This is a genomic window from Microbacterium sp. NPDC007973 (genome assembly GCF_042958465.1).
Lineage (GTDB): Bacteria > Actinomycetota > Actinomycetes > Actinomycetales > Microbacteriaceae > Microbacterium > Microbacterium galbum.
In genome coordinates this window covers 95,085-117,168 of the sequence record NZ_JBIBJJ010000001.1, presented here as the reverse complement: position 1 = coordinate 117,168, position 22,084 = coordinate 95,085, and the positions used below count along the sequence as shown (strand labels likewise).

The 22,084-nt window shown below is 71.0% G+C and carries 18 protein-coding genes; 12 read left to right on the top strand and 6 right to left on the bottom strand.

Annotated elements, in window-relative coordinates; genetic code table 11:
- Window positions 1-7: 7 nt before the first annotated feature.
- Window positions 8-655 carry a copper resistance protein CopC gene (locus ACFZA2_RS00600; protein WP_391399269.1) on the bottom strand — a complete coding sequence of 216 codons (648 nt, stop codon included), beginning with the start codon at window positions 653-655 and terminating at the stop codon, window positions 8-10.
- A gap of 514 nt (window positions 656-1,169) precedes the next feature.
- Here ACFZA2_RS00600 and ACFZA2_RS00595 point away from each other — a divergent pair.
- The 3 genes from ACFZA2_RS00595 (at window position 1,170) to ACFZA2_RS00585 (ending at window position 2,986) form a co-directional block, all read left to right on the top strand.
- Window positions 1,170-1,658: an FHA domain-containing protein gene (locus ACFZA2_RS00595; RefSeq protein ID WP_391399266.1), complete on the top strand. Its 489-nt coding sequence runs from the start codon at window positions 1,170-1,172 to the stop codon at window positions 1,656-1,658.
- A complete protein-coding gene (locus ACFZA2_RS00590) occupies window positions 1,658-2,344 on the top strand; it encodes a MerR family transcriptional regulator (protein WP_391399262.1) in 687 nt (228 codons plus the stop codon). Before ACFZA2_RS00595 ends, ACFZA2_RS00590 begins: the two co-directional genes overlap by 1 nt.
- Window positions 2,345-2,440: 96 nt before the next feature.
- Window positions 2,441-2,986 (top strand): MerR family transcriptional regulator, encoded by a 546-nt coding sequence (locus ACFZA2_RS00585; RefSeq protein ID WP_315992998.1) that lies wholly within the window; start codon window positions 2,441-2,443, stop codon window positions 2,984-2,986.
- Between the two features lie 280 nt (window positions 2,987-3,266).
- Here ACFZA2_RS00585 and ACFZA2_RS00580 read toward each other — a convergent pair whose 3' ends face one another.
- The gene (locus ACFZA2_RS00580) at window positions 3,267-4,079 is read right to left on the bottom strand and encodes a ParA family protein (RefSeq protein WP_298875452.1); all 813 of its coding nucleotides are present in this window, start codon (window positions 4,077-4,079) and stop codon (window positions 3,267-3,269) included.
- A 68-nt stretch (window positions 4,080-4,147) separates the two neighbouring features.
- Between ACFZA2_RS00580 and ACFZA2_RS00575 the strand changes: the two genes are divergently transcribed.
- The 3 genes from ACFZA2_RS00575 to def are packed head-to-tail and all read left to right on the top strand — an operon-like array spanning window position 4,148 to window position 10,642.
- Window positions 4,148-7,555 carry a pyruvate carboxylase gene (locus ACFZA2_RS00575; protein ID WP_391399257.1) on the top strand — a complete coding sequence of 1,136 codons (3,408 nt, stop codon included), beginning with the start codon at window positions 4,148-4,150 and terminating at the stop codon, window positions 7,553-7,555.
- Between the two features lie 46 nt (window positions 7,556-7,601).
- Window positions 7,602-10,154, top strand: a complete 2,553-nt coding sequence (locus ACFZA2_RS00570) for a hypothetical protein (protein WP_391399254.1) — start codon at window positions 7,602-7,604, stop codon at window positions 10,152-10,154.
- A complete protein-coding gene (gene def, locus ACFZA2_RS00565) occupies window positions 10,151-10,642 on the top strand; it encodes a peptide deformylase (protein WP_315992995.1) in 492 nt (163 codons plus the stop codon). Before ACFZA2_RS00570 ends, def begins: the two co-directional genes overlap by 4 nt.
- Before the next feature lie 147 nt (window positions 10,643-10,789).
- On the opposite strand, the gene ACFZA2_RS00560 is transcribed toward def, so the two are convergent.
- Window positions 10,790-12,616 carry an AMP-dependent synthetase/ligase gene (locus ACFZA2_RS00560; protein WP_315992994.1) on the bottom strand — a complete coding sequence of 609 codons (1,827 nt, stop codon included), beginning with the start codon at window positions 12,614-12,616 and terminating at the stop codon, window positions 10,790-10,792.
- Window positions 12,617-12,769: 153 nt separating this feature from the next.
- Between ACFZA2_RS00560 and ACFZA2_RS00555 the strand changes: the two genes are divergently transcribed.
- Genes ACFZA2_RS00555 through ACFZA2_RS00545 form a run of 3 tightly spaced genes read left to right on the top strand, consistent with a single transcriptional unit; the run spans window position 12,770 to window position 15,768 of the window.
- A complete protein-coding gene (locus tag ACFZA2_RS00555) occupies window positions 12,770-13,705 on the top strand; it encodes an ROK family glucokinase (protein WP_391399249.1) in 936 nt (311 codons plus the stop codon).
- A gap of 2 nt (window positions 13,706-13,707) precedes the next feature.
- A complete protein-coding gene (locus tag ACFZA2_RS00550) occupies window positions 13,708-14,421 on the top strand; it encodes a 1-acyl-sn-glycerol-3-phosphate acyltransferase (protein ID WP_076674869.1) in 714 nt (237 codons plus the stop codon).
- Window positions 14,422-14,430: 9 nt separating this feature from the next.
- Window positions 14,431-15,768 (top strand): class II 3-deoxy-7-phosphoheptulonate synthase, encoded by a 1,338-nt coding sequence (locus ACFZA2_RS00545; RefSeq protein WP_391399245.1) that lies wholly within the window; start codon window positions 14,431-14,433, stop codon window positions 15,766-15,768.
- Window positions 15,769-16,033: 265 nt separating this feature from the next.
- Here the strand turns inward: ACFZA2_RS00545 and pknB are convergent, their stop codons facing one another.
- Both pknB and ACFZA2_RS00535 read right to left on the bottom strand, forming a co-directional pair.
- Window positions 16,034-17,986 carry a Stk1 family PASTA domain-containing Ser/Thr kinase gene (gene pknB, locus ACFZA2_RS00540; protein ID WP_391399242.1) on the bottom strand — a complete coding sequence of 651 codons (1,953 nt, stop codon included), beginning with the start codon at window positions 17,984-17,986 and terminating at the stop codon, window positions 16,034-16,036.
- 54 nt (window positions 17,987-18,040) lie between these two features.
- Complete coding sequence (locus ACFZA2_RS00535; protein WP_391399239.1) at window positions 18,041-19,069, bottom strand: LysM peptidoglycan-binding domain-containing protein; 1,029 nt, start codon at window positions 19,067-19,069, stop codon at window positions 18,041-18,043.
- A 146-nt stretch (window positions 19,070-19,215) separates the two neighbouring features.
- Between ACFZA2_RS00535 and ACFZA2_RS00530 the strand changes: the two genes are divergently transcribed.
- On the top strand, window positions 19,216-19,560 hold the full coding sequence (locus tag ACFZA2_RS00530; protein ID WP_391399236.1) for an Rv2175c family DNA-binding protein: 345 nt from the start codon (window positions 19,216-19,218) through the stop codon (window positions 19,558-19,560).
- Between the two features lie 84 nt (window positions 19,561-19,644).
- Here the strand turns inward: ACFZA2_RS00530 and ACFZA2_RS00525 are convergent, their stop codons facing one another.
- A complete protein-coding gene (locus ACFZA2_RS00525; RefSeq protein ID WP_391399233.1) occupies window positions 19,645-20,724 on the bottom strand; it encodes a polyprenyl synthetase family protein in 1,080 nt (359 codons plus the stop codon).
- 64 nt (window positions 20,725-20,788) lie between these two features.
- Here ACFZA2_RS00525 and ACFZA2_RS00520 point away from each other — a divergent pair, with 64 nt between their 5' ends.
- Together ACFZA2_RS00520 and mraZ are read left to right on the top strand one after the other, a co-directional pair.
- Window positions 20,789-21,169 (top strand): DUF3040 domain-containing protein, encoded by a 381-nt coding sequence (locus ACFZA2_RS00520; RefSeq protein ID WP_391399231.1) that lies wholly within the window; start codon window positions 20,789-20,791, stop codon window positions 21,167-21,169.
- A 441-nt stretch (window positions 21,170-21,610) separates the two neighbouring features.
- Window positions 21,611-22,042: a division/cell wall cluster transcriptional repressor MraZ gene (gene mraZ / locus ACFZA2_RS00515; protein ID WP_391401459.1), complete on the top strand. Its 432-nt coding sequence runs from the start codon at window positions 21,611-21,613 to the stop codon at window positions 22,040-22,042.
- The last annotated feature ends 42 nt before the right edge of the window (window positions 22,043-22,084 follow it).

Here is a 22,084-nt window from a genome sequence, read left to right as displayed (position 1 = left end):
CTCCAGCCTATCGCCCGGTCGTGCCGCCACCGGCGGCGTTCCGACGCCCGCGCGAGGCGAAGACGTAGACGAGCACGCCCGCGACGATCACCAGGGCCACGGCCAGCAGGATCCACGGGAGGGGAGAGCTCGCCGACGACTCCTCGACCGGCGCCGCGGCGGGGGTCTCCGCTTCCGTCGGCGCGGCCGAGGCGGAGGCGGTGGGGGAGGGGGTTGCCGACGCCGAGGTCGTGGGCGTCGCCGTCGGGGTCGGGGCGGCCTCGGGGACGGTGAACGCGAAGGAGCCGTCGATCGGGTGTCCGTCACTGGAGACGACGCGCCACTTCACGGTGACGGCACCGGATGCCGACCCCGCCAGCGCCTGGGTCACCTCGGTGCCCGACGGCTCGGGGGCACCCTCCGCGAGCGACGCGCCGCTCGCATCGGTCACCTCGACCACCGTGGCGCCCGGGTCGGTGAGGACGTCGGCGCTGAAGGTGAGGGTGATGCGCTGCGGCACGGCCTCGAGCACCGCGTCGGCCGCGGGATCGGTCGACACCAGCTCGTCGTGCGCGGAGGCCGGCGTCGCGGGGACGAACAGCACGGCGGCGGCCAACAGGAGGGATGCCAGGACGGCGGGGAGGCTGCGCCGACGCGGCGCCGAGGTGGACGTCATCCTTCGACCCTAACGAGGGCGTCGGCGCGACGGGTCGCCCCGGGTGCCGGCCCTTCTCCCCGCCGGAGGACCCTGAGCCTGTCGAAGGGGCCGGGACCTCGTCGGCTCCGGTGGCTTCGACGGGCTCAGCCACCTCCCGCACAGGACCCCGACCTCGGTGCCCCAGGACCCTGAGCCTGTCGAAGGGGCCGGGACCCCGCGGCGGTTCCGCCCACCCGGCGCGCGGGACTCCGAGCCCCTCTGAGGGTCCTCCGGCGGCGGCCTCACCGGCTCAGGCTCTCGTCACCTGCGTCCTCGCGCTCCTCACCCGCCACACCCGTGGCGTCACCGGACTCGACACGACGGACCCCGGGTCGATAGGTTCGAGTGTCTCGTCGGCCGTTTCCGCGCCCCGAACCGCGGTGTCCGGTGTCGACGAAATGAAGACACATCACGCATCACCATGGCCCGCGCGCGGTCGGTTCCCCCCGTTCGATCTGAACCGATCGGTTATGGTGAATATGAAGGAGAAGCCGTGGACGAGACCAGCCGATTCGATCGAGACGAGATCCGACGCGCGGCCGACGCCGTCGCCCGCGACAGTTCGCACGACACGACCCAGACCCACGACGCCGACCTGTCGTTCGTCCCCTTCGGAGCCGACCTCACCGAGGCCGAGCTCGAAGCGATCGGTGCGCTGCCCTCCGGGGCGGCGCTGCTGATCGTGCGGTCGGGTCCCACGACCGGTGCCCGGTACCTGCTCGACACCGACGTCACCACCGTGGGGCGTCATCCCGAGGCCGACCTGTTCTTCGACGACGTGACCGTGTCGCGTCGCCACGCCGAGATCATCCGCTCCGGTTCGGCGTTCGAGATCGTCGACCAGCGCTCCCTCAACGGCAGCTACGTCAACGGCGAGCGGGTCGACCGCTCCGCTCTCGTGAACGGCTCCGAGGTGCGCATCGGCAAGTTCCGCTTGAACTTCTTCGGTTCGCCGGTCGACCTGCCCGCGGCAGAGCGCTGATGGCGGCAGCCCCCTCCCGTGGTCGTCAGGCGGCTGCGGGGCTGCTCAGCATCGGACAGGTGCTCGCGCGCCTGACCCCCGACTTCCCGGCGCTGACCTCGAGCAAGCTGCGCTTCCTCGAGGTGCAGGGCATCGTCTCGCCCACCCGCACCGAGTCGGGGTACCGCAAGTTCTCGCCGGCCGATCTCGAACGGCTGCGCCTCGCGTTGACGCTGCAACGCGATCACTATCTGCCGCTCGTCGTCATCCGCGAGTATCTCGAAGACCTCGACGCGGGGCGCAACCCCGCCCCGCCGACGTCGATCCCGTCGATGACCTCCGCGCCGCGCCGGTACCGCCGCGACGAGCTGCTCACTGCCGCCGGAGCACGCCCGCAGCTCTTGAACGACGCCGTGAGCACGGGCGTGATCGCGGGGGCCGACACCTACTCCGAGCAGACCGTGACGCTGCTGCGCGCCCTCGTCGCCCTCGACCGTCACGGGATCGAGCCGCGGCACGTCCGCACGCTGCGCCAGAGTGCCGAGCGCGAGGTGTCGCTCGTCGAATCCGCCCTTTCCGCGCTCCTGCGTCGCCCCGACGCCGCCTCCCGGGCCCGCGCGAGCGAGCTCGCGCCCGAACTCGCGGGTCGTCTCGACGAGGTGCGCACCCTGTTCGTGCGCGACGCGATCGAGCGAATGCTGTCCTGATCGCGACACGCCGCGGCCCTCGGAGCGGATGTCATTGCCGGGGGACCCGCGCTGATCTAGCGTGGAACCAACGAGCCGATGAGGAGGGACGCGAGCATGAACGCTGGCGATGCACTCGGTGAACCCCGGTTCGCCGCCGACCTCCTCTTCACCGACGGTCTGCCCGAGATGGACGACGAGACCGGCTACCGGGGCGCGGTCGCCGCGCGTGCCGCCGGCATCACGTACCGCCAGCTCGACTATTGGGCCCGCACCGAACTGGTCGTCCCCACCGTCCGCGGAGCCAGCGGCTCCGGCTCGCAGCGCCTCTACGGTTTCCGCGACATCCTCGTCCTGAAGCTCGTGAAGCGACTCCTCGACACCGGCATCTCGCTGCAGCAGATCCGCACGGCCGTCGACCAGCTCCGTGCCGCCGGTATCCGCGATCTCGCGGGCACCACCCTCATGAGCGATGGAGCGTCGGTGTACCTCTGCACCTCGAACGACGAGGTCATCGACCTCGTCAGCCGCGGCCAGGGCGTCTTCGGCATCGCCGTCGGCAAGGTGCTCCGCGAGGTCGAGTCGACGCTCGTCGACTTCGAAGCCGCGACGCCCGAGGCCGTCGACGAGCTCGCCGCCCGTCGCGCCGCCCGCACCGCCTGAGGCACGCCCTTCCCGGACGCCTCGGCATCCGGGGTTTCGTCGCGCGGCCGCGCGCAGCGACCCCACGCGCGGCCCGGACCCTTCGACAGGCTCAGGGCCCTCGCGTGGGTACCGGCGGTCTCCCGGACTCGCCGCGGGGCGCAGGGTTTTTCGCGTCGGAGGTGGCTGAGCCTGTCGAAGCCACCGGTGCCGGCGGGGTCGACTGACTTCTCGACGGTCCGGTGTCGAAAGGAAACGCCGCCCCGGCTGCGCGGCAGCGGGACGGCGTCTCGAGAAGAGGTCAGGCCTGCGGGGCCTCGTTGTCGACCGGGATACGGCCCGTGCGCACGATGCGGTCGAGCAGCGCGTCGAAATCGGCGGCCAGCTCCTGCGCCGAGTCGCCCGGCCACACGTGCAGCGGCTTCGCGGCTCCCTGGGCCTGCTGCAGCGACGTGCGCTCGGGCAGCTGCGGGTTGAGCACGAGGGGGCCGAACATGTCGCGCAGCTCCTTGATGCGGAACTGGTGCTCGATTGACTGCGGGCGCACGCGGTTGACCACGACGCCGAGGGGCTGCAGTCGAGGCGAGAGACCGCGGCGGATCTCCTCGATCGCGCGCAGCGCGCGGTCGGCGGCGGCGACGGAGAACAGTCCCGGCTCGGTCACGACGACCACGCGGTCGCTCGCGGCCCACGCGGTGCGCGTGAGGGCGTTCAGCGAGGGGGCGCAGTCGATGAGAACGAGGTCGTACTCGCTCTCGATCGTCGCGAGGGCCTCTTCGAGCTTCCAGACGTCGCGGACGCTCGGGTGCGGCCCGTCGAAGTTGATGGCCGACGGGCTGCCGATCAGCACGTCGATGGTGCCGGGATGCACCTTCGCCCACCCGCTCGAGGTGATCGCCTGACGGACGACCTTCTCTTTCGGGTTCGCCAGGACATCGGCGATGTTGAGCCGACCGGCGACCTGGATGTCCATCCCGGTCGACACGTCGGACTGGGGGTCGAGGTCGACGACGAGAGTGCGAACGCCACGCGCGAAGGCGGCCGAAGCCAGCCCCAGTGTCACGGTCGTCTTGCCGACCCCGCCTTTGAGAGAGCTGACGGAGAGTACGTGCACGAGAGTCCACGTTACCGTCCCCTAGGCTGTGAGCACATTCAGCCCCGCCAGCTTGACGTGAGGTGCGCATGTTCTCGAAAATCCTGGTCGCCAATCGCGGAGAGATCGCCATCCGCGCTTTTCGTGCCGCCTACGAGGTCGGAGCGCGCACCGTCGCGGTCTACCCGTATGAGGATCGGGCGTCGCTGCACCGGCTGAAGGCCGACGAGGCCTACCAGATCGGCGAGCGCGGTCACCCCGTACGCGCCTACCTCGACGTCGACGAGATCATCCGCGTCGCCAGGGAGTGCGGAGCGGATGCCATCTACCCCGGGTACGGCTTCCTCTCGGAGAACCCGGAGCTCGCCGAGAAGGCCGCGGCGAACGGCATCACCTTCATCGGCCCTCCCGCCGAGGTGTTGTCGATGGCCGGCAACAAGGTCACCGCCAAGGAGCACGCGATCGCAGCCGGCGTGCCGGTGCTGCGCTCGACCCCGGCGTCCGATGACATCGACGCCCTGCTGGCGCAGGCGGAGGAGATCGGCTTCCCCCTCTTCGCCAAGGCGGTCGCCGGCGGCGGCGGCCGCGGCATGCGGCGCGTGGAGGCCATGGGCGAGCTCGCGCCGGCTCTGGCCGAGGCGATGCGCGAGGCGCAGAGCGCGTTCGGCGACCCGCGGATGTTCCTCGAGCAGGCCGTGCAGCGTCCACGTCACGTCGAGGTGCAGATCCTCGCGGATGCCACGGGCGAGACCGTCCACCTCTTCGAGCGCGACTGCTCGGTGCAGCGCCGCCACCAGAAGGTCATCGAGATCGCCCCGGCGCCGAACCTCGACGACGCCGTGCGGCAGGACCTCCACCGCTACGCCGTCGCCTTCGCCCGGTCGATCGGGTACCAGAACGCGGGCACCGTCGAGTTCCTGCTCGAGACCGCGGGACCGCGCGCCGGCGAGGTCGTCTTCATCGAGATGAACCCCCGCATCCAGGTCGAGCACACCGTGACCGAGGAGGTCACCGACGTCGACCTCGTGCAGTCGCAGATGCGCATCGCCGCGGGGCAGACCCTCGCCGAGCTCCACCTGCAGCAGGACGACATCCAGTTGCGCGGCGCCGCGCTGCAGTGCCGCATCACCACGGAGGATCCCACGCAGGGCTTCCGCCCCGACACCGGCAAGATCACCACCTACCGCTCGCCCGGCGGAGCCGGCATCCGTCTCGACGGCGGCACGACCGCGGCGGGGTCGCAGGTGAGCCCGCACTTCGACTCGATGCTGTCGAAGCTCTCGTGCCGCGGACGTGACTTCCCCGCGGCCGTCGCGCGTGCCCGCCGGGCCCTCGCCGAATTCCGCATCCGTGGCGTCTCCACCAACATCCCGTTCCTGCTGGCCGTGCTCGATGACCCCGCGTTCGTTGCGGGGGATCTCAGCACATCGTTCATCGACGAACGCCCCGAGTTGCTGAAGGGCCGGGAGTCGAAGGACCGCGGCACGAAGATCCTGTCGTGGCTCGTCGACACGACGGTGAACCGCCCCCACGGCGACAACCCCCTCTCGATCGACCCCGGCGCCAAGCTCCCGCGGATCGATCTGACGGATGCCGCACCCGCGGGCTCGCGCCAGCGCCTGCGCGAGCTGGGTCCGGTGGGCTTCGCCCGCGCCCTGCGCGAGCAGACCGCCCTCGCCGTCACGGAGACGACCTTCCGCGACGCGCACCAGTCTCTGCTGGCCACGCGGGTCCGCACGCGGGATCTCGTCCGGGTCGCCCCCTACGTCGCTCGCATGACTCCTGAACTGCTGTCGGTGGAGGCCTGGGGAGGTGCGACCTACGACGTCGCGCTGCGCTTCCTCGGCGAGGACCCGTGGGAGCGCCTCGATGCGCTGCGTCAGGCTCTTCCGAACGTCGCGATCCAGATGCTGCTGCGCGGCCGCAACACGGTGGGGTACACGCCGTACCCGACGGAGGTCACCGACGCCTTCGTGGCCGAGGCGGCGGCATCCGGGGTCGACATCTTCCGGATCTTCGACGCGCTCAACGACGTCTCGCAGATGCGGCCCGCGATCGACGCCGTCCTCTCGACCGGCACCGCCGTCGCCGAGGTCGCGCTCTGCTACACGGGCGACCTCCTCGACCCCGCGGAGCGTCTGTACACGCTCGACTACTACCTCGGCCTCGCCGAGCAGATCGTCGAGGCGGGCGCGCACATCCTCGCGATCAAGGACATGGCGGGACTGCTGCGTCCCGCCGCCGCGACGAAGCTCGTCACGGCTCTGCGCGAGCGCTTCGACCTCCCGGTGCACGTGCACACGCACGACACCGCGGGCGGACAGCTCGCGACTCTGCTCGCCGCCTCGGCGGCCGGAGCGGATGCCGTGGACGCGGCCGCCGCGCCGATGGCGGGAACGACGAGCCAGCCGTCGCTGTCGGCTCTGGTGGCCGCCCTCGCGCACACCGAGCGCGACACGGGTCTCGATCTCGCTGCCGTGAGCGACCTCGAGCCGTACTGGGAGGCGGTGCGTCATCTGTACCGCCCGTTCGAGTCGGGTCTCGCCGGCCCCACCGGACGGGTCTACCGGCACGAGATCCCGGGAGGGCAGCTGTCGAACCTCCGTCAGCAGGCCATCGCGCTCGGCCTGGCGGACGACTTCGAGCTGATCGAGGACATGTACGCGGCGGCCGATCGCATCCTGGGCCGTGTGCCCAAGGTGACGCCGTCGTCGAAAGTCGTGGGCGACCTGGCCCTGCACCTCGCCGCGGTCAAGGCCGACCCGGCCGACTTCGAGCGCAACCCGGAGAAGTACGACGTGCCCGACTCGGTCGTGTCGTTCATGGCCGGTGAGCTCGGCGACCTTCCGGGTGGGTGGCCCGAGCCGTTCCGGTCGAAGGTGCTGGCCGGGCGGGATGCCAAGACGGGGGCCACCCCGCTCACCGACGGCGACACCGCGGCGCTGGCGGGGGAGTTCGCCGAGCGGCGTGCGCGCCTGAACCACCTGCTGTTCCCCGCGCCGACGCGCACCTTCCTGGAGATGCGCGAGCGCTTCGGCGACCTGAGCGTGCTCGACACCGCCGATTATCTGTACGGCTTGCGCCCGGGCGGGGAGCACACCGTCGAGATCGAGCGCGGGGTGCAGCTCTTCGTGGGGCTCGAGGCGGTGGGCGACGCCGACGACAAGGGCATGCGCACCGTCATGACGACGCTGAACGGCCAACTGCGTCCGGTCTTCGTACGCGACCGATCGATCGACGTCGAGGCGCGGCAGGCGGAGAAGGCGGATACGTCGAAGCCCGGCCAGGTGGCCGCGCCCTTCTCGGGTGTGGTGACGATGAAGGCCGCCCCCGGCGATCGGGTGCAGGCGGGTCAGGCGGTCGCGTCGATCGAGGCGATGAAGATGGAGGCGGCGATCACGGCATCGGTCGAGGGAGTGGTCGACCGTGTCGCGATCGGTACCACGCAGCAGGTGGAGGCGGGGGATCTTTTGCTGGTGATCCGCCCCGCGCAGTAGCCTGGGAGGGGGCGCTTTCGCGCCCTCTTCCCGTTTGGAGACTGCAGTGACCCCCGACCGCACCGACGCGAACCCCGACGAGAACGCCGAGCACGGCGTGCTCGACGAGAGCGGGAACCTCGACACGGCCAGCATCACGATCCTCGGTGGATACACCGCGCAGGTCAGTGTCGACCTGCCGGCGACCAGTGACGACGACGATCTCGACGACGACGTGATCGAGGACGAGATCCCCTTCGATGACGCCGACCTCGCCGCGCTGGACGATTCCTCCGCACCTCGCCAGCTCGCTTCCGAGACCGACGACGACGAGGTCGCCGCCGAGGTGGACGAGCTCGCGACGGACGAGATCATCCTCGAACCGCACCCCGACGACGCGCACCACGACGGCGCGCAGGGAGACGAACCGCACCAGGACGCCGGATCGGCCGATGACGACGTGCACGACGCCGAGGTCGTGGGCGACGACTCCGAAGGCCCGTACGAGGCTCCGGCTGCCGACGGGGCGGGCGACGATGCGCGCGACAACGATCAGGATGCCGTGCCCGCGCAGCACGAGGGAGCGGGCCCCGTCGACGAGGGTGCACCCGAGCGCGACGCGGTGGAGCACGAGGCGGACGGCGAGGCGTCCCATCACGACGCCTCCGACGACGAGGGCGACGTCGAACGGGCCGAATACGGCGACGACCGTCAGGACGATCTCGATGGCGCCCCCGCGCACGACGACGTCGACGACGTCGACGCGGAGGCATCGGTGACGGACGATGCCGGTGTCGAAGCGGCGGACGTCGACGCGACCACGCCCCGGGCTTCCGCGGACGAGCGGTCGCTCGACGAGCACCCGGTCACCGCGCACGAGTCGCTCGAGAGAGTTCCGGGGCCCGACGCCCCGGCGCCTGATGATGCGATCTCCGAGGTCGGCGCGACCCCCGACGAGGCGCCGGAGGACGCGGCCTCCTCCGACGACCTGCACGACGTGGAGGTCGTCGACGACGTCGAGCTGTACGAGGCGGATGCCGCGGAGCCCTTCGATGAGGAGCCCTTCGACGAGCAGCCCTTCGACGAGGAGCCCCTCGACGAGGAGCCGATCGAGGAGGGGGCGGTCGATGCCTCCGCCGAGCCGCTGACCCACGCTCCGTGGGTCCCGGAGACCGGTGTCTCCGCCTCGGCCGACGAGACCGACGACGAGGTCGTGGAGGCCGCGATCGACGACGACGAGGACGCATCGCACGCGGGCTCCGCCTCCGAGAGCGACGACCACGCGCGGGCGACCGATGACGCGGTGCTGCTCACCGCACGCATCGCCGAGGAGCCGTCATCCGCTCCGACCGACGGCACCCGGCCGCAGACCGGTGCGACCACCGTGCCGGCTCCGACGGTCCCAGCGGCGGCGGCGGTCCCAGCGGCGGCGTCGCCGGCGACCGGTGCCGTTTCCACCGGCAGCGTCCCGACCACGCGCGCCGAGCGCGCCGCGACGGGGGTCATCGGCACCGTGCCGCTCACCCGCCGTCAGGCGCACCAGGCCGATGACGCCGCCCGCACCGCCGAGGAGGCCGCGCGGGTGGATCGCGCCCACGCCATGGAGCGCGTGCGCACGCCGGCGCCCGAGGTCGCGCTGACGTCCAAGCGCATCGGTCAGATCGACGACTCCCGCGAGAGCGCCGACCTGCTCACGGCCGACCGCCTGCTCGACCCGAAGCAGATCAGCCGTCCGGAGCCCGAGGGCCTGTGGCAGCAGCTGGTGTACTCGGCATCGCGGCACCGCATCAACCTCGGCGACGGGCGCCGCGCCCGGCAGCGCAAGGAGCTGGACCGCCGCATCTCGGCCCCTCTCGCGGGCGGGGCGCGCTTCGTGCCCGTGCTCTCGCGCAAGGGCGGGGTCGGCAAGACCACCGTCACCTCGCTCCTCGGCATGGCCCTCGCCGACGCGCGCGACGATCGCATCATCGCCGTCGACGCGAACCCCGACCGCGGGACGCTCGCCGACCGCGTCGGCCGCCCCAACGGCCGCACCGTGCGCGACCTCGTGCGCGCGCACGACGAGATGGCCGGCTACAACGACGTCTCGTCGATCGTCGCCCGGGATGCCACCCGCCTCGACGTGCTGGCATCCGATGCGGATCCGCGTCAGTCGGAGGCCTTCAGTGACGACGACTACCGTCAGGTCGCCGACGTCGCCGCGCATTACTACTCGATCGTGCTCACCGACACGGGGACCGGCATCGTCCACTCCGTCATGGGGGCCACGCTCGAGCTCGCCGACACCCTCGTGATCGTGGCGGGACTCTCCGTCGACGAGGCGAGACTGGCGTCCGAGACGCTGACGTGGCTCGAGACCAACGGCTACGCGGCGCGCGTGCGCGACGCGGTCGTGGTGCTCAACAACTCCCGTCCCGGTGCGCCGCTGGTGCGCGAGAGCGAGCTCGAGTCGCACTTCCGGTCGCGCGTGCGCACCGTCATCCGCATGCCGTACGACGCGCGGATCGCGGCGGGCAGCGCCATCACGTTCCGCGATCTGCAGCCCGGCACGCGCCAGGCCGCGCGCGAGCTCGCCGCCGCCGTCGTCGAGGGCCTCCGCGCTCCGGTGGCCTCCGCATGAGCGTCCGTCCGATCCGCTTGTTCGGCGACCCGGTCTTGCGCGCCACGAGCGCTCCGATCGACGAGATCGACGACGGTGTGCGCGCCCTCGTCCAAGACCTGCTCGACACGGTCGAGCTGCCCGGGCGCGCGGGAGTCGCGGCGCCGCAGATCGGGGTCGGTCTGCGCGCGTTCAGCTACAACATCGACGGCGACATCGGGTACGTCATCAATCCCGTCCTCGTGGAGACGCGTGGCGAGCCCCAGCCGGTGGGGGAGGGATGCCTCTCGGTGCCCGGTCTGTGGCACGACGCCATCCGTTACCCGTGGGCGAAGGTCGTCGGCATCGACCTCGACGGCCGGGAGGTCGTGCTCGAGGGCGAAGGGCTGCTCGCACAGGCGCTGCAGCACGAGACCGATCACCTCGACGGGATGCTCTACCTGTCGCGGCTGCCCGCCGAGACCCGCCGCGAGGCGATGCGTCAGGTGCGCGAGAGCGACTGGTTCTGACCCGCTCGACCCTGGCATGAGAACAGGGGACGGCGCGAGGTCACGTCCCTTCGTCGCGGATTCCCCTGTTCCCACGGCATCCCCTTTTCTCGGCGCAGCGGAACGGCCCGGCCCCCGAGGGGGCCGGGCCGTTCGGCATTCCGGGTCTCAGGGGAGCGAGACGTTGGTCGTGTTCACCGGCACGGCGTAGATGTCCTCGATCGCGTCGGCGAAGTCGGCGACGATGACGTTGCGCTTGATGCTCATCTTGGGCGTCAGGTGGCCGCTCGCCTCGGTCCACTCCGTGGGCAGGATCGTGAACTTGCGGATCGACTCCGCGCGCGACACGCGGGTGTTCGCGCGGTCGATCGCGCCCTGCACCTCGGCGCGCACCTTCTCGTTCGTGCTCGCGTCCTGCAGCGACATGTCGGCGGGCAGGCCGTTGTTGGCGAGCCACGTCGGGAGCATCTCGGGATCCAGGGTGACGAGGGCGGCGATGAACGGCTTGTGGTCGCCGACGACCACGACCTGGCCCACGATCGGGTTCGCGCGGATGGGATCCTCGAGGGCGGCCGGAGCGACGTTCTTGCCGCCGGCCGTGACGATGATCTCCTTCTTGCGACCCGTGATCGCGAGGAAGCCGTCGGCGTCGAAGGCGCCGATGTCGCCGGTCTTGAACCATTCGCCGTCGAAGGCCTCCGCCGTGGCATCCGGGTTCTGCCAGTACTCGCGGAAGACGTTGATGCCGCGCACCTGGATCTCGCCGTCATCGGCCAGGCGCACCCCGACACCGGGGAGCACCGGACCGACCGTGCCGATCTTCGACTTCGTCGCGAGGTTGACCGTGGCCGGGGCCGTCGTCTCGGTGAGTCCGTAGCCCTCGAGGATCACGACGCCGAGGCTGCGGAAGAAGTGCCCCAGGCGCGGTCCGAGCGGGGCCGATCCCGACACCGCGTAGACCACGCGTCCGCCCATGGCATCCCGGAGCTTGGAGTAGACCAGCTTGTCGAAGAGCGCGAACTTCAGCTTGAGGGGGAGGGAGATCTTCTTCCCCTCCTGAAGCCGCTGCGAGTGCTCGATCGCGACGTCGGCCGCGGCGCGGAAGATCTTGCCCTTGCCGCCGGCCTCGGCCTTCTGCTCGGCGGAGTTGTAGACCTTCTCGAAGACCCGGGGCACGGCGAGCAGGAAGGTCGGCTGGAAGGTGCCGAGGGCGGGCAGCAGCTGCTTGGTGTCGGGCTGGTGCCCGGTCTTCACCCCCGCGTGCACGTTCAGCAGCGAGATGAAACGCGCGAAGACGTGGGCCGTGGTGATGAACAGCAGCGTCGAGGCGCCCGGCGTCTCGACGACCTCGTGCAGGGCCTTGGCGGAGTTGCGGGCGAGCTCGACGAAGTTGCTGTGCACGAGGACGCAGCCCTTGGGGCGTCCCGTCGACCCCGACGTGTAGATGAGGGTCGCGATGTCGGAGGCCTTCGCGAGGTGGCGGCGGCGCTCGACCTCTTCGTCGGTGATGTGCGTGCCGCCCGCGACGAGCGCGTCGAGGGCGCCCGTGTGCATCGCCCACACCTCGCGGACGAGCGGAAGGTCGCTGCGCACCTCGTCAAGGCGGTCGGAGTGCTCCGCGGACTCCACGACGACCGCGATGGCGCCGGAGTCCGACAGGATCCACGAGATCTGCGAGGGGGAGCTCGTCTCGTACACCGGCACCATGACGGCCCCGGCATAGAAGAGCGCGAAGTCGACGAGCGTCCAGTCGTAGGTGGTGCGGGCGATGAAGCCGACCTTCTCTCCCGGCTGGACGCCGGCGGCGATGAAGCCCTTCGCCAGGGCGATGACCTGGCGCTCGAACTCGACCGCCGAGACGTCGCGCCATCCCCCGGCCTCGGGCACGGCGAACAGGGGACGATCAGGCGTCGCACGGACGCGGTCGGCGAGCAGATCCGACGCGTTGGCGTCGGGATCGGCGGGGACGACAGGGGGGAGGTCGAACTGGATCACGGTAACTCCTTCGGCACCGGAAAGAACGTCGAGCGGTCCATCAGTCTATCCGCACGGCCTGCGCCGCCCCCGGAGCGAGACGTCGTTCGCGCGCCGCCCGCCTTGGCTAGACTGCTCCGGGCCGCCCTCTCGGTGGGCCCGGAAGGGAGCGCGGTGCGCAACGTCGGCATCGATATCGGGGGAACGAAGATCGCCGGAGGCGTCGTCGACGCCGACGGCACCATCATCGAGAAGCTCCGCGTCGACACCCCCATCGACCCCTCGGCCCTCGTGGATGCCGTGGTCGACATGGCCGATCACCTGCGCCGCGCGCACGAGATCCACGCGATCGGCGTCGCGGCGGCCGGCTTCATCAGCCGGGACCGCAGCACCGTCATCTACGCCCCCAACATCGACTGGCGCGACGAACCCCTGCGAGCCCGTCTCGAGCAGCGCCTCGACGCCCCCGTCACCATCGAGAACGACGCGAACGCCGCCGGCTGGGGCGAGTACCGCTTCGGCGCCGGCCAGGGCGTCCGCGACATGGTCATGCTGACCATGGGTACCGGCGTCGGCGGGGCCGTCGTCACCGACGGCGAACTGTTCCGCGGCGGCCACGGCATCGGCGCCGAACTCGGCCACCTGCGCTTCGTCCGGGGCGGCCACCCGTGCGGCTGCGGACAGAACGGATGCCTCGAGCAGTACGCCTCGGGACGCGCGCTGCAGCGCGAGGCCAACACGATCGCCGACGAGGGCGGTATCGGCGCCGCGTTGGCGGCCGTCCGCGCGGAGAGGGGCGCCATTCCCGGACCCGCCGTCTCTCGCCTCGTGCTGGCCGGCGACCCCGGGGCGGTCGAGGCGCTCCGCCGCGTCGCGACCGCTCTCGGCGAGGCGTGCGGCGGTTTCCAGGCCGTGCTCGATCCCGAGGTCTTCGTGATCGGCGGGGGAGTGGCGCAGCTGGGCGCCGACCTGCTCGAACCGGTGAAGCTCGCGTACGAGACGTCGCTGCCGGGGTACGGTGAACGTCCGGTCGCCGAGTTCGCGATCGCGCGCCTGGGCAACGACGCCGGTCTCATCGGGGTCGCCGACCTCGCCGGGAAGGAGCGCTGACGATGTTCTACTGGCTCATGAAGTACGTGGTCATCGGACCGGTCATCAAGGCCGTGTTCCGCCCATGGATGGTGGGCCGGCGCAACATCCCGGCGGAGGGTGCGGCGATCCTCGCCAGCAACCACCTGTCGTTCTCAGATTCGATCTTCCTGCCGCTCATGATCGACCGCCGCATGGCGTTCCTCGCCAAGAGCGACTACTTCACCGGCAAGGGCCTCAAGGGTTGGGCCACGCGGATGTTCTTTCAGGCGACCGGCCAGTTGCCCATCGACCGGTCGGGAGGGAAGGCGTCGGAGGCGTCGCTGAACACGGGCCTCGGCGTCCTCGGGCGCGGTGAGCTGCTCGGGATCTACCCGGAGGGCACCCGCAGCCCCGACGGCACGCTGTACCGCGGACGCACGGGCATCGCGCGCATGGCGCTCGAGGCGCGCGTGCCGGTGGTCCCCGTGGTCATGGTCGACACCGGCGCGGTGATGCCGATCGGTCAGCGACTGCCGCGCGTGGGACGTGTGGGGATCGTCATCGGCGAGCCGCTCGACTTCTCCCGTTTCGAGGGCATGGAGGGCGACCGGTACGTCCTGCGCTCGGTCACCGACGAGATCATGGTGGCCCTGCAGCGCCTCGGCGAGCAGCGCTACGAGGACGTCTACGCCTCCACCGTGAAGGACCGGCTGGCCAGTGCACAGGCGGCGAAGGCGCCGTCGTCGCGCCACTAGACTTCAGGGGTGAATCAGCAGCTCCACGACCTCGACCACTGGCGATCCCTGCCCATCAAGCAGCAGCCCCAGTGGTATGACGAGGGCGCGGTGGCCGCGGCATCCGCAGAGCTCGCGACCCTCCCGCCGCTGGTCTTCGCCGGCGAGGTCGACATCCTGCGCGATCGTCTCGCGCGTGCCGCCGCAGGCCAGGCGTTCCTGCTCCAGGGCGGTGACTGCGCCGAGACGTTCGCCGGCGCGACCGCCGAGCAGATCCGCAATCGCATCAAGACCGTGCTCCAGATGGCCGTCGTGCTCACCTACGGCGCGTCGATGCCCGTCGTCAAGATGGGCCGCATGGCCGGGCAGTTCGCCAAGCCCCGCTCGAGCGACACCGAGACGCGCGGCGACGTGACGCTGCCGGCCTACCGCGGCGACATCGTCAACGGCTACGACTTCACCGAGGAGTCCCGCAAGGCCGATCCCGCGCGCCTGCTCAAGGGCTACCACACGGCCGCGTCGACCCTGAACCTCATCCGGGCCTTCACGCAGGGCGGCTTCGCCGACCTCCGCGAGGTGCACAGCTGGAACAAGGGCTTCGCCTCCACCCCCGCCAACCAGGCCTACGAGAGCATGGCGACCGAGATTGACCGGGCGATCAAGTTCATGGAGGCGGCCGGTGCCGACTTCGACGAGCTGACGCGCGTGGAGTTCTACACCGGCCACGAGGGCCTGCTGATGGACTACGAGCGCCCCATGACCCGGATCGACTCGCGCACCAGCCTGCCCTACAACACCTCGTCGCACTTCCAGTGGATCGGCGAGCGCACGCGCGAGCTCGACGGCGCGCACGTCGACTACTTCTCGAAGATCCGCAACCCCATCGGCGTCAAGCTCGGCCCCACCACCACGGCCGAGACGGCGCTCGCGCTGATCGACAAGCTCGACCCCGAGCGCGAGCCGGGGCGCCTGACGTTCATCACGCGCATGGGTGCGGGCAAGATCCGCGATGCCCTGCCCCCGCTCCTGGAGGCCGTCCGCGACTCCGGCGCCACCCCGCTATGGGTCACCGATCCCATGCACGGCAACGGCATCACCACGCCCACCGGCTACAAGACGCGTCGCTTCGACGACGTCGTCGACGAGGTGCGCGGGTTCTTCGAGGCGCACCGCTCGGTGGGCACGCACCCCGGCGGCATCCACGTCGAACTCACCGGCGACGACGTCACCGAATGCCTGGGCGGCTCCGAGCAGATCGACGAGGCGACCCTCGCGACGCGCTACGAGAGCCTGTGCGACCCGCGTCTGAACCACCGTCAGAGCCTGGAGCTGGCCTTCCTCGTGGCGGAGGAGCTCGAGAAGCGCTGACCCGCGTGCCGCCTGCGAGATGCCCCCGACCCGTGCGGTCGGGGGCATCGTCGTCTCCGGGTGTCGGATGCCGGATGCCGGGATGCCGGATGTCGGATGTCGGATGTCGGATGTCGGATGCCGGATGCTGGATGTCGGATGTCGGATGTCGGATGTCGGATGTCGGATGCCGGGTGCGGGTGCCCCTGCACCGGGCGCGGGCGCCGCGCGGCGCCGCTGCCGGCGCCGTGAGCCACTGACCACCGTCCGGACGCCGCCGGATGATCTACAGCGTCGGCGTCAGCGTGATCGTCGAGCCCTGCGGCGCGGTCGTTCCGGCCTTGGGGTTGGTCGCCCGCACCTTGTAGATGTCCCAGTACTTGAAGCCGAGGGGCAGGGTGCCGTCGTCGATGCCGGCGTTGACCTCGAACCCGAGCGCATCGAGTGCGGCGACCGCGTCGCGGATGGACATACCGACGATGTTGCCGGGGATCTCGACGGGCTTGGGGCCGATCGACACGCGCAACGGCACGGTGTCGCCGGGGCGCCAGTTGCCGCCGCCGTCGCGGTCGCCGATGCCGATCACGACCCCGGAGGCCACGCTGTTGCTGTATTCCTCCGAGACGGAGGTCGACAGTCCCACGCCGTCGAGGGAGCGCTCGGCGGCGGACTGCGTCTCGCCCGTGACGTCGGGGATCGGACCGAGCGAGACGACGAGCGTGGCTGCGTCTCCCTCGTAGACCGTGCAGCCGTCGGTGCACGCGAAGGCGTCGCCGCCGGAACGGGGAACGATCGACGCGCTCAGGACGGTGCCGTCCGCCGAGTCGGTGAATTCGCGCGCGGGGTCGTCGCCGACCCCGACGAAGGCGGCCTCGAAGACGGCGCGCACCTCGTCGGCGGTGCGACCGCCGAGCGCGGGGATCTGATGGGTGGCGGGTCCGATGGAGACCAGCACGGTCACGACGGTGTTCTTGTCGAGCCGTTCGCCGGGGGCGGGGTCGGACCCGACGGTGGTTCCGGCCGGGATCTCGCGATCGTTCACGTCCTGCCGCTGCGCCTGCAACTGCTCCTGGGCGAGGAGCGCCTGCGCCTCGTCGTAGCTGCGTCCCGAGACGTCGGGGACGCCGACCAGCGAGCCGGGGCCGGACCCGAAGTACCAGCCCGTGAGTCCGGCCCCGCCGGCCAGGAGCAGGACGAGGAGGAGGATCCAGACGCCGCGCGCGGTGCGGCGACGCGTGCGCGCGCGGAGGCGGGCGGCGTTGTCGGGCTCGTCGACCGTGGCCGACGGGACGGCTGCCGTCTGCGGAAGCACCTTGGTGAGTTCACGAGACTCGGCGGGGGAGGCGGCGCCCGCCGTGCCGACCGAGACGGCCCGGGCGACCTGAGGGGCCAGGCCGAGATCCTTCTCGATGGCGCGCAGGCGCTCGAGCATCGTCCCCGCATCGAGCGGACGGTCGTCGGGCTCGCGTTCGGTCGCCCACAGGACGAGCTCGTCGAGCTGCTCGGGCACCGCGGGGTTCTTCGCGCTCGGGCGCGGCACCGAGTCGGTGGCGTGCTGGTACGCGATCTGCATCGGCTGTTCGCCCTTGTACGGCTGCTCTCCGGCGAGCATCTCGTACAGCATGATGCCGAGCGAATAGATGTCGCTGCGGGCATCGGCGGTGCCCCGCGTGACGAGCTCCGGAGCGAGGTACGCGATGGTCCCCATGAGCTGGGCGCCGCTGGCGGTGTTGGCCGTGGTCGCACGCGCGAGGCCGAAGTCGCCGATCTTGATGCGTCCGTCTTCGGCGAGGAGCACGTTCTCGGGTTTGACGTCGCGGTGGACGATGCCGGCGCGGTGAGCGGCCGCGAGCCCCGACAGGATGGCATCCATGATGGTCAGCGTCTGATCCACGGTGAGGCGGCGGTGCTCGCGCAGGAGCTCGCGCAGCGTGATGCCGGGCAGGTACTCCATGACGAGGTAGGCCATCTCGCCGTCCTGGCCCTGGTCGAAGACGTTGACGACGTGGGGATCCGCCAGACGCGCAGCCGAGCGGGCCTCCTGGATGAACCGGCTTTGGAACACGGTGTCGTCGCTGAGGTGGCCGTGCATGACCTTCAGGGCGACCCGCCGCTCCAGACGCAGATCGGTGGCGACGTACACGGTCGCCATGCCGCCACGCGCGATACGCGCGCGCACCCGGTACCGGCCGTCGACGAGACGGCCGATCAGCGGGTCTGCCTGCTGACTCGTGCTCACACGACGAGTCTACGGACGGCCCCCTGTGAGCCCCGGGAGCGGCTCACCCCGACCTCATCCGAGAACGGCGAGCCAGACGGTCGCCGGCTGTTCCCATCGCGCGTAGCGATCGGGGTAGGCCGAGATCTGCACCGCCTGCGCGGCGTCGGCGTACGCCAGGGACTCCCATCTCGGGATGTCGAGCAGGCCCCGCGTCGCCGTGCCATTGGGGTCGCTCGCGCCGCCGTAGAACACCCGTGTCGAGCGCTCCCGGTCGAGGATCTGCTCGGCGGTGCCCCACCCGGTGCTGGGGCGCTGCTGGAAGAGACCGAGGGAGTCGCGGTCGCCCCAATCGAGGTTGCGCAGCCAGGACTCCTGCATCGCGGTGCCGAGGGCGATCAGGATGCCGCGGTCGGAGACCCCGAGTTCCCGTCCGACGCGGATGATGAGGCGCGCGTTCTCGCTCTGCTCGGCATCCAGCTCGACAGCGGCCGCGGGACCGACGGAGGCCGGGGCCGGGGTCGGGGCGGGGGCCGGAGCCGCGGCGGGAGCGGCCGCGGCGGAGGGGATTTGCAGCACATCGCCCGGGTAGATGATCGACGCGCGGGTAAGGCCGTTCGCCGAGAGGACGGCGTCGACCGACACTCCGCTCGCGCGGGCGATGGCCGACACGGTGTCGCCGGGGCGCACCTCGTGCGTCGTCACGGCTGGGGCCACGGGCGGGGCCGGCGCGGCCGGGGCGGGGGCGGTCGTGAGGGCGAGCACCTGGCCGGGGCGGATCATCGCGTCGGCGCCGAGGCCGTTCACCGCGCTCACCGCGGCGGGGTCGAGACCGTGCGCCCGGGCGATCGCCCACACGGTGTCGCCGGGCTGGACCGTGTACGTCGACGCGCTGACCGCGGCGGCGAGCGGAGCGATCGGTCCGACGACGCGCGGCGCGGGCGGGGCGACGGTGAGCGCCGAAGACGGAGGAGCGGCGTGCGCCGCGTTCTCTCCCGTCAGGGTGAGGGCGATGGTCCCGGCGACGGCGGCGGGCCACACCGCGGCGGTGGGCCAGGCGCTCGTGCGTCGAGCGGGCAGGGAGGACAGCGTGAGTCGTCGCATGGTGGGGGATCCGTTCTTCCGACTGCCCGCCACGGTGACACGGGCTGTGACGGATGTCAACGCACGAGGTGCGTCTGACGGATGTGAACCGGCAGCGCGAGGCCCCATCGAGCGGGTTCCACCGCGCGGGATGAGATCATGGCAAAGTGACCGACACCTCCCGTTACCCGACCGACTGGCTGACGATCCCCGATCTGGTGGAACTCCTCGACGAGTCCCTGGGGCGCGTGCGCCGGCTCATCGACGAGGACTACCTCGTGGGCTCGCGCCGCGACGGCGTGTTCAAGGTCCCCGCGGTGTTCATCGCCGAGGGGCGTCCGCTGCCGGCTCTGCGCGGCACGATCATCGTCCTGCACGACGCGGGCTTCGACCCCGACGAGACCATCGACTGGCTCCTCACCCCCGAGGAGACCATCGGAATGGCGCCCATCGAGGCGCTCCTGGCCGGTCGCAAGAGCGAGGTGCGGCGGGTCGCCGCGACCCTCGCCTGATCGCCTCCGGGTGCGCGCTGAGTCGACCGGCGGGTTCGCGCCGCCCCGTCGAGCCGTGCGTCCTCGCGCGGTCCGAGCCCCGGCTCAGGCCGTGCGGTGGGTGGCGGCCGTCGCGAGCGCGCGCAATTCCCCGACCGCCTCGGTGCCCAGCGGCGCGTCGGCGAGGGCGTCATCCGCTCGTCTGGCGTAGTCGGCGATGAGCTCCTCGGTGCGCGCGAGTGCGCCGGTATCGACGATGGTGCGCTGCAGGATGCGAACCTGCTCGGCATCCAGGGCCGGATCTCCGAGCAGTGCATCGACGTCTCGACGGTCCTCGGCCGAGAGGCGTTCGCGGGCGTAGGCGACCAGGACGGTGCGCTTGCCCTCGCGCAGGTCGTCGCCGACCGGCTTGCCGGTCTCGGCGGTGTCGCCGAACACTCCGAGCACGTCGTCGCGCAGCTGGAAGGCCATCCCCACGTCGTGGCCGAAACGGCCCAGGGCGCTCAGCTGCGCCTCGTCGGCACCCGCGAGGGCCGCGCCGATCTGCAGGGGTTGCTGGATGCTGTACCGCGCCGACTTGTACGAGGCGACCCGCAGCGCGCGGTCGGCGTGGGTGTCGTCGGGGTAGACGGTGTAGGCGGATTCTTCGGCCACGTCGAGGAACTGGCCGATCGTGACGTCGCGACGCATCTGCGCGTAGGCGCGTCGGGTCGCGGCGGCGGTCGGGGCGGTGGCGAGGCCCTCTTCGAGCAGGTCGTCGCTCCACGCGACGAGCAGGTCGCCCAGCAGGATCGCGCCGGATCGACCGAAGGCGTCGGAGTCACCCGTCCACCCGGCTTCGCGGTGGCTGTTCTGCAGGGCGCGGTGCGCGGCCGGCTGCCCGCGGCGCGTGTCGGAGTTGTCGACCAGATCGTCGTGCACGAGGGCGGCGGCGTGGAAGATCTCGAGCGCTGTCGCCACCGCGAGCGCGGCGGCGTCGAAGCGTCGCTCGCCGCCCGCGACGGAGTGCCATCCGGTCAGGCAGAACCGTGCCCGCAGCCGCTTGCCGCCGCGCAGCGCCGACGCCCCGGAACGGGTGAGCGTCTCGGCCTCCGGACCCAGGGCGGAGGCGTACGATAGCTGTTCGGAGAGGAACTTGTCGAGTCGCTGGGAAACAGCTTCGATCGGTTCCAGGGAGGTCGTCACGGGCCTAGCCTAGTGATCCACGCCGCACGTAGAATCGTCCGCACCACACCATAGAGGGGGATGCATGCCACTCTCCGAACAGGAGCAGCGCCTGCTTGATGAGATGGAGCGCCATCTCATGAGTAACGACACAGATGTCGTCTCCGCTCCCAGTCGCGCCCTCAGCTACCGCAACATCGTCCTCGGCTCGATCCTCGTGCTCGCCGGCCTCGGCGCTCTCGTGGTGGGTGTGTCGATCGGCTTCAACACGGGCTTCCTCGGCATCGCGGTCGGCGTCCTCGGCTTCCTCCTGATGGTGGGCGGTGTCATCTTCGCCGTCACTCCGACGCGAGGTTCCGCCCCTCTCTCGAAGTCGGCGCCCCGAGCCCGTGCCCCTCGCGCCGCTGGCTCGTCGTTCATGGATCGCATGAACGACCGCTGGGACCGCCGTCGCGAAGGCCCGTAAACCCCTGCACCGTTTGTAAAAGCACCGGCTCCTCGGAGCCGGTGCTTTTTTTTCGTGCGTCCGCGCTCCGCGAGCGTCGCCTCGCCCCGCCCCCGCCGCTCGCCCCTTCGCGGTGAGACTGCAGTTCGCTGACATCTCGGCTGCAGAGTGTCGCCGACTTGTCAGCCAGATGCAGTCTCGGTGGCCGCGTCGGCCGTTCCCGCCCCGGCGCGCCCGCCTCAACGCGGGGCGGGCGGCATCCCTCCCTTTCCCTCCACCGACGACCGCGCACGCGACGCGTGAAGCGGAATCCCGCGGCTCCGCCCGGGTCGGGCCGAGCGGTGCACACAGTACACAAGGGAGCCCTCGCCCAGAAGACCCCTCTTTTCGATGGCGAAGTGGAGGGCGGTGGAGTAAAGTGGGGGAAACTTCGCAGGCCGGACGAAGGGGGTGGACGCCCGAATGCTGCTCGGCACGCACACTCCCAAGCTCGACGACAAGGGGCGCGTCATCCTGCCCGCGAAGTTCCGTGACGATCTCGGGGCCGGAGTGGTGATCACCCGGGGGCAGGACCGCTGCCTCTACGTGTTCAGCACCGAGGAGTTCGAGCGCGTGCACGAGCGGATCCGCGAGGCGCCGCTCAGCAACAAGCAGGCCCGCGACTTCCTGCGCATGTTCCTCTCGGGGGCCAGCGCCGAGAAGCCCGACAGCCAGAACCGCATCACCGTCCCCCCGGCGCTGCGCACCTACGCCGGTCTCGGGCGCGAGCTCGTCGTCACGGGTGTCGGAGCGCACGCGGAGATCTGGGACGCGCAGGCGTGGAACTCCTACGCCGAGAGCAACGAGGAGACGTACGCCGAGATGGAGCAGGAGGTGATCCCGGGACTGTTCTGACCCTCCGGCTGTGATGCCCAGCCGCACGCCCTGTCACACTTC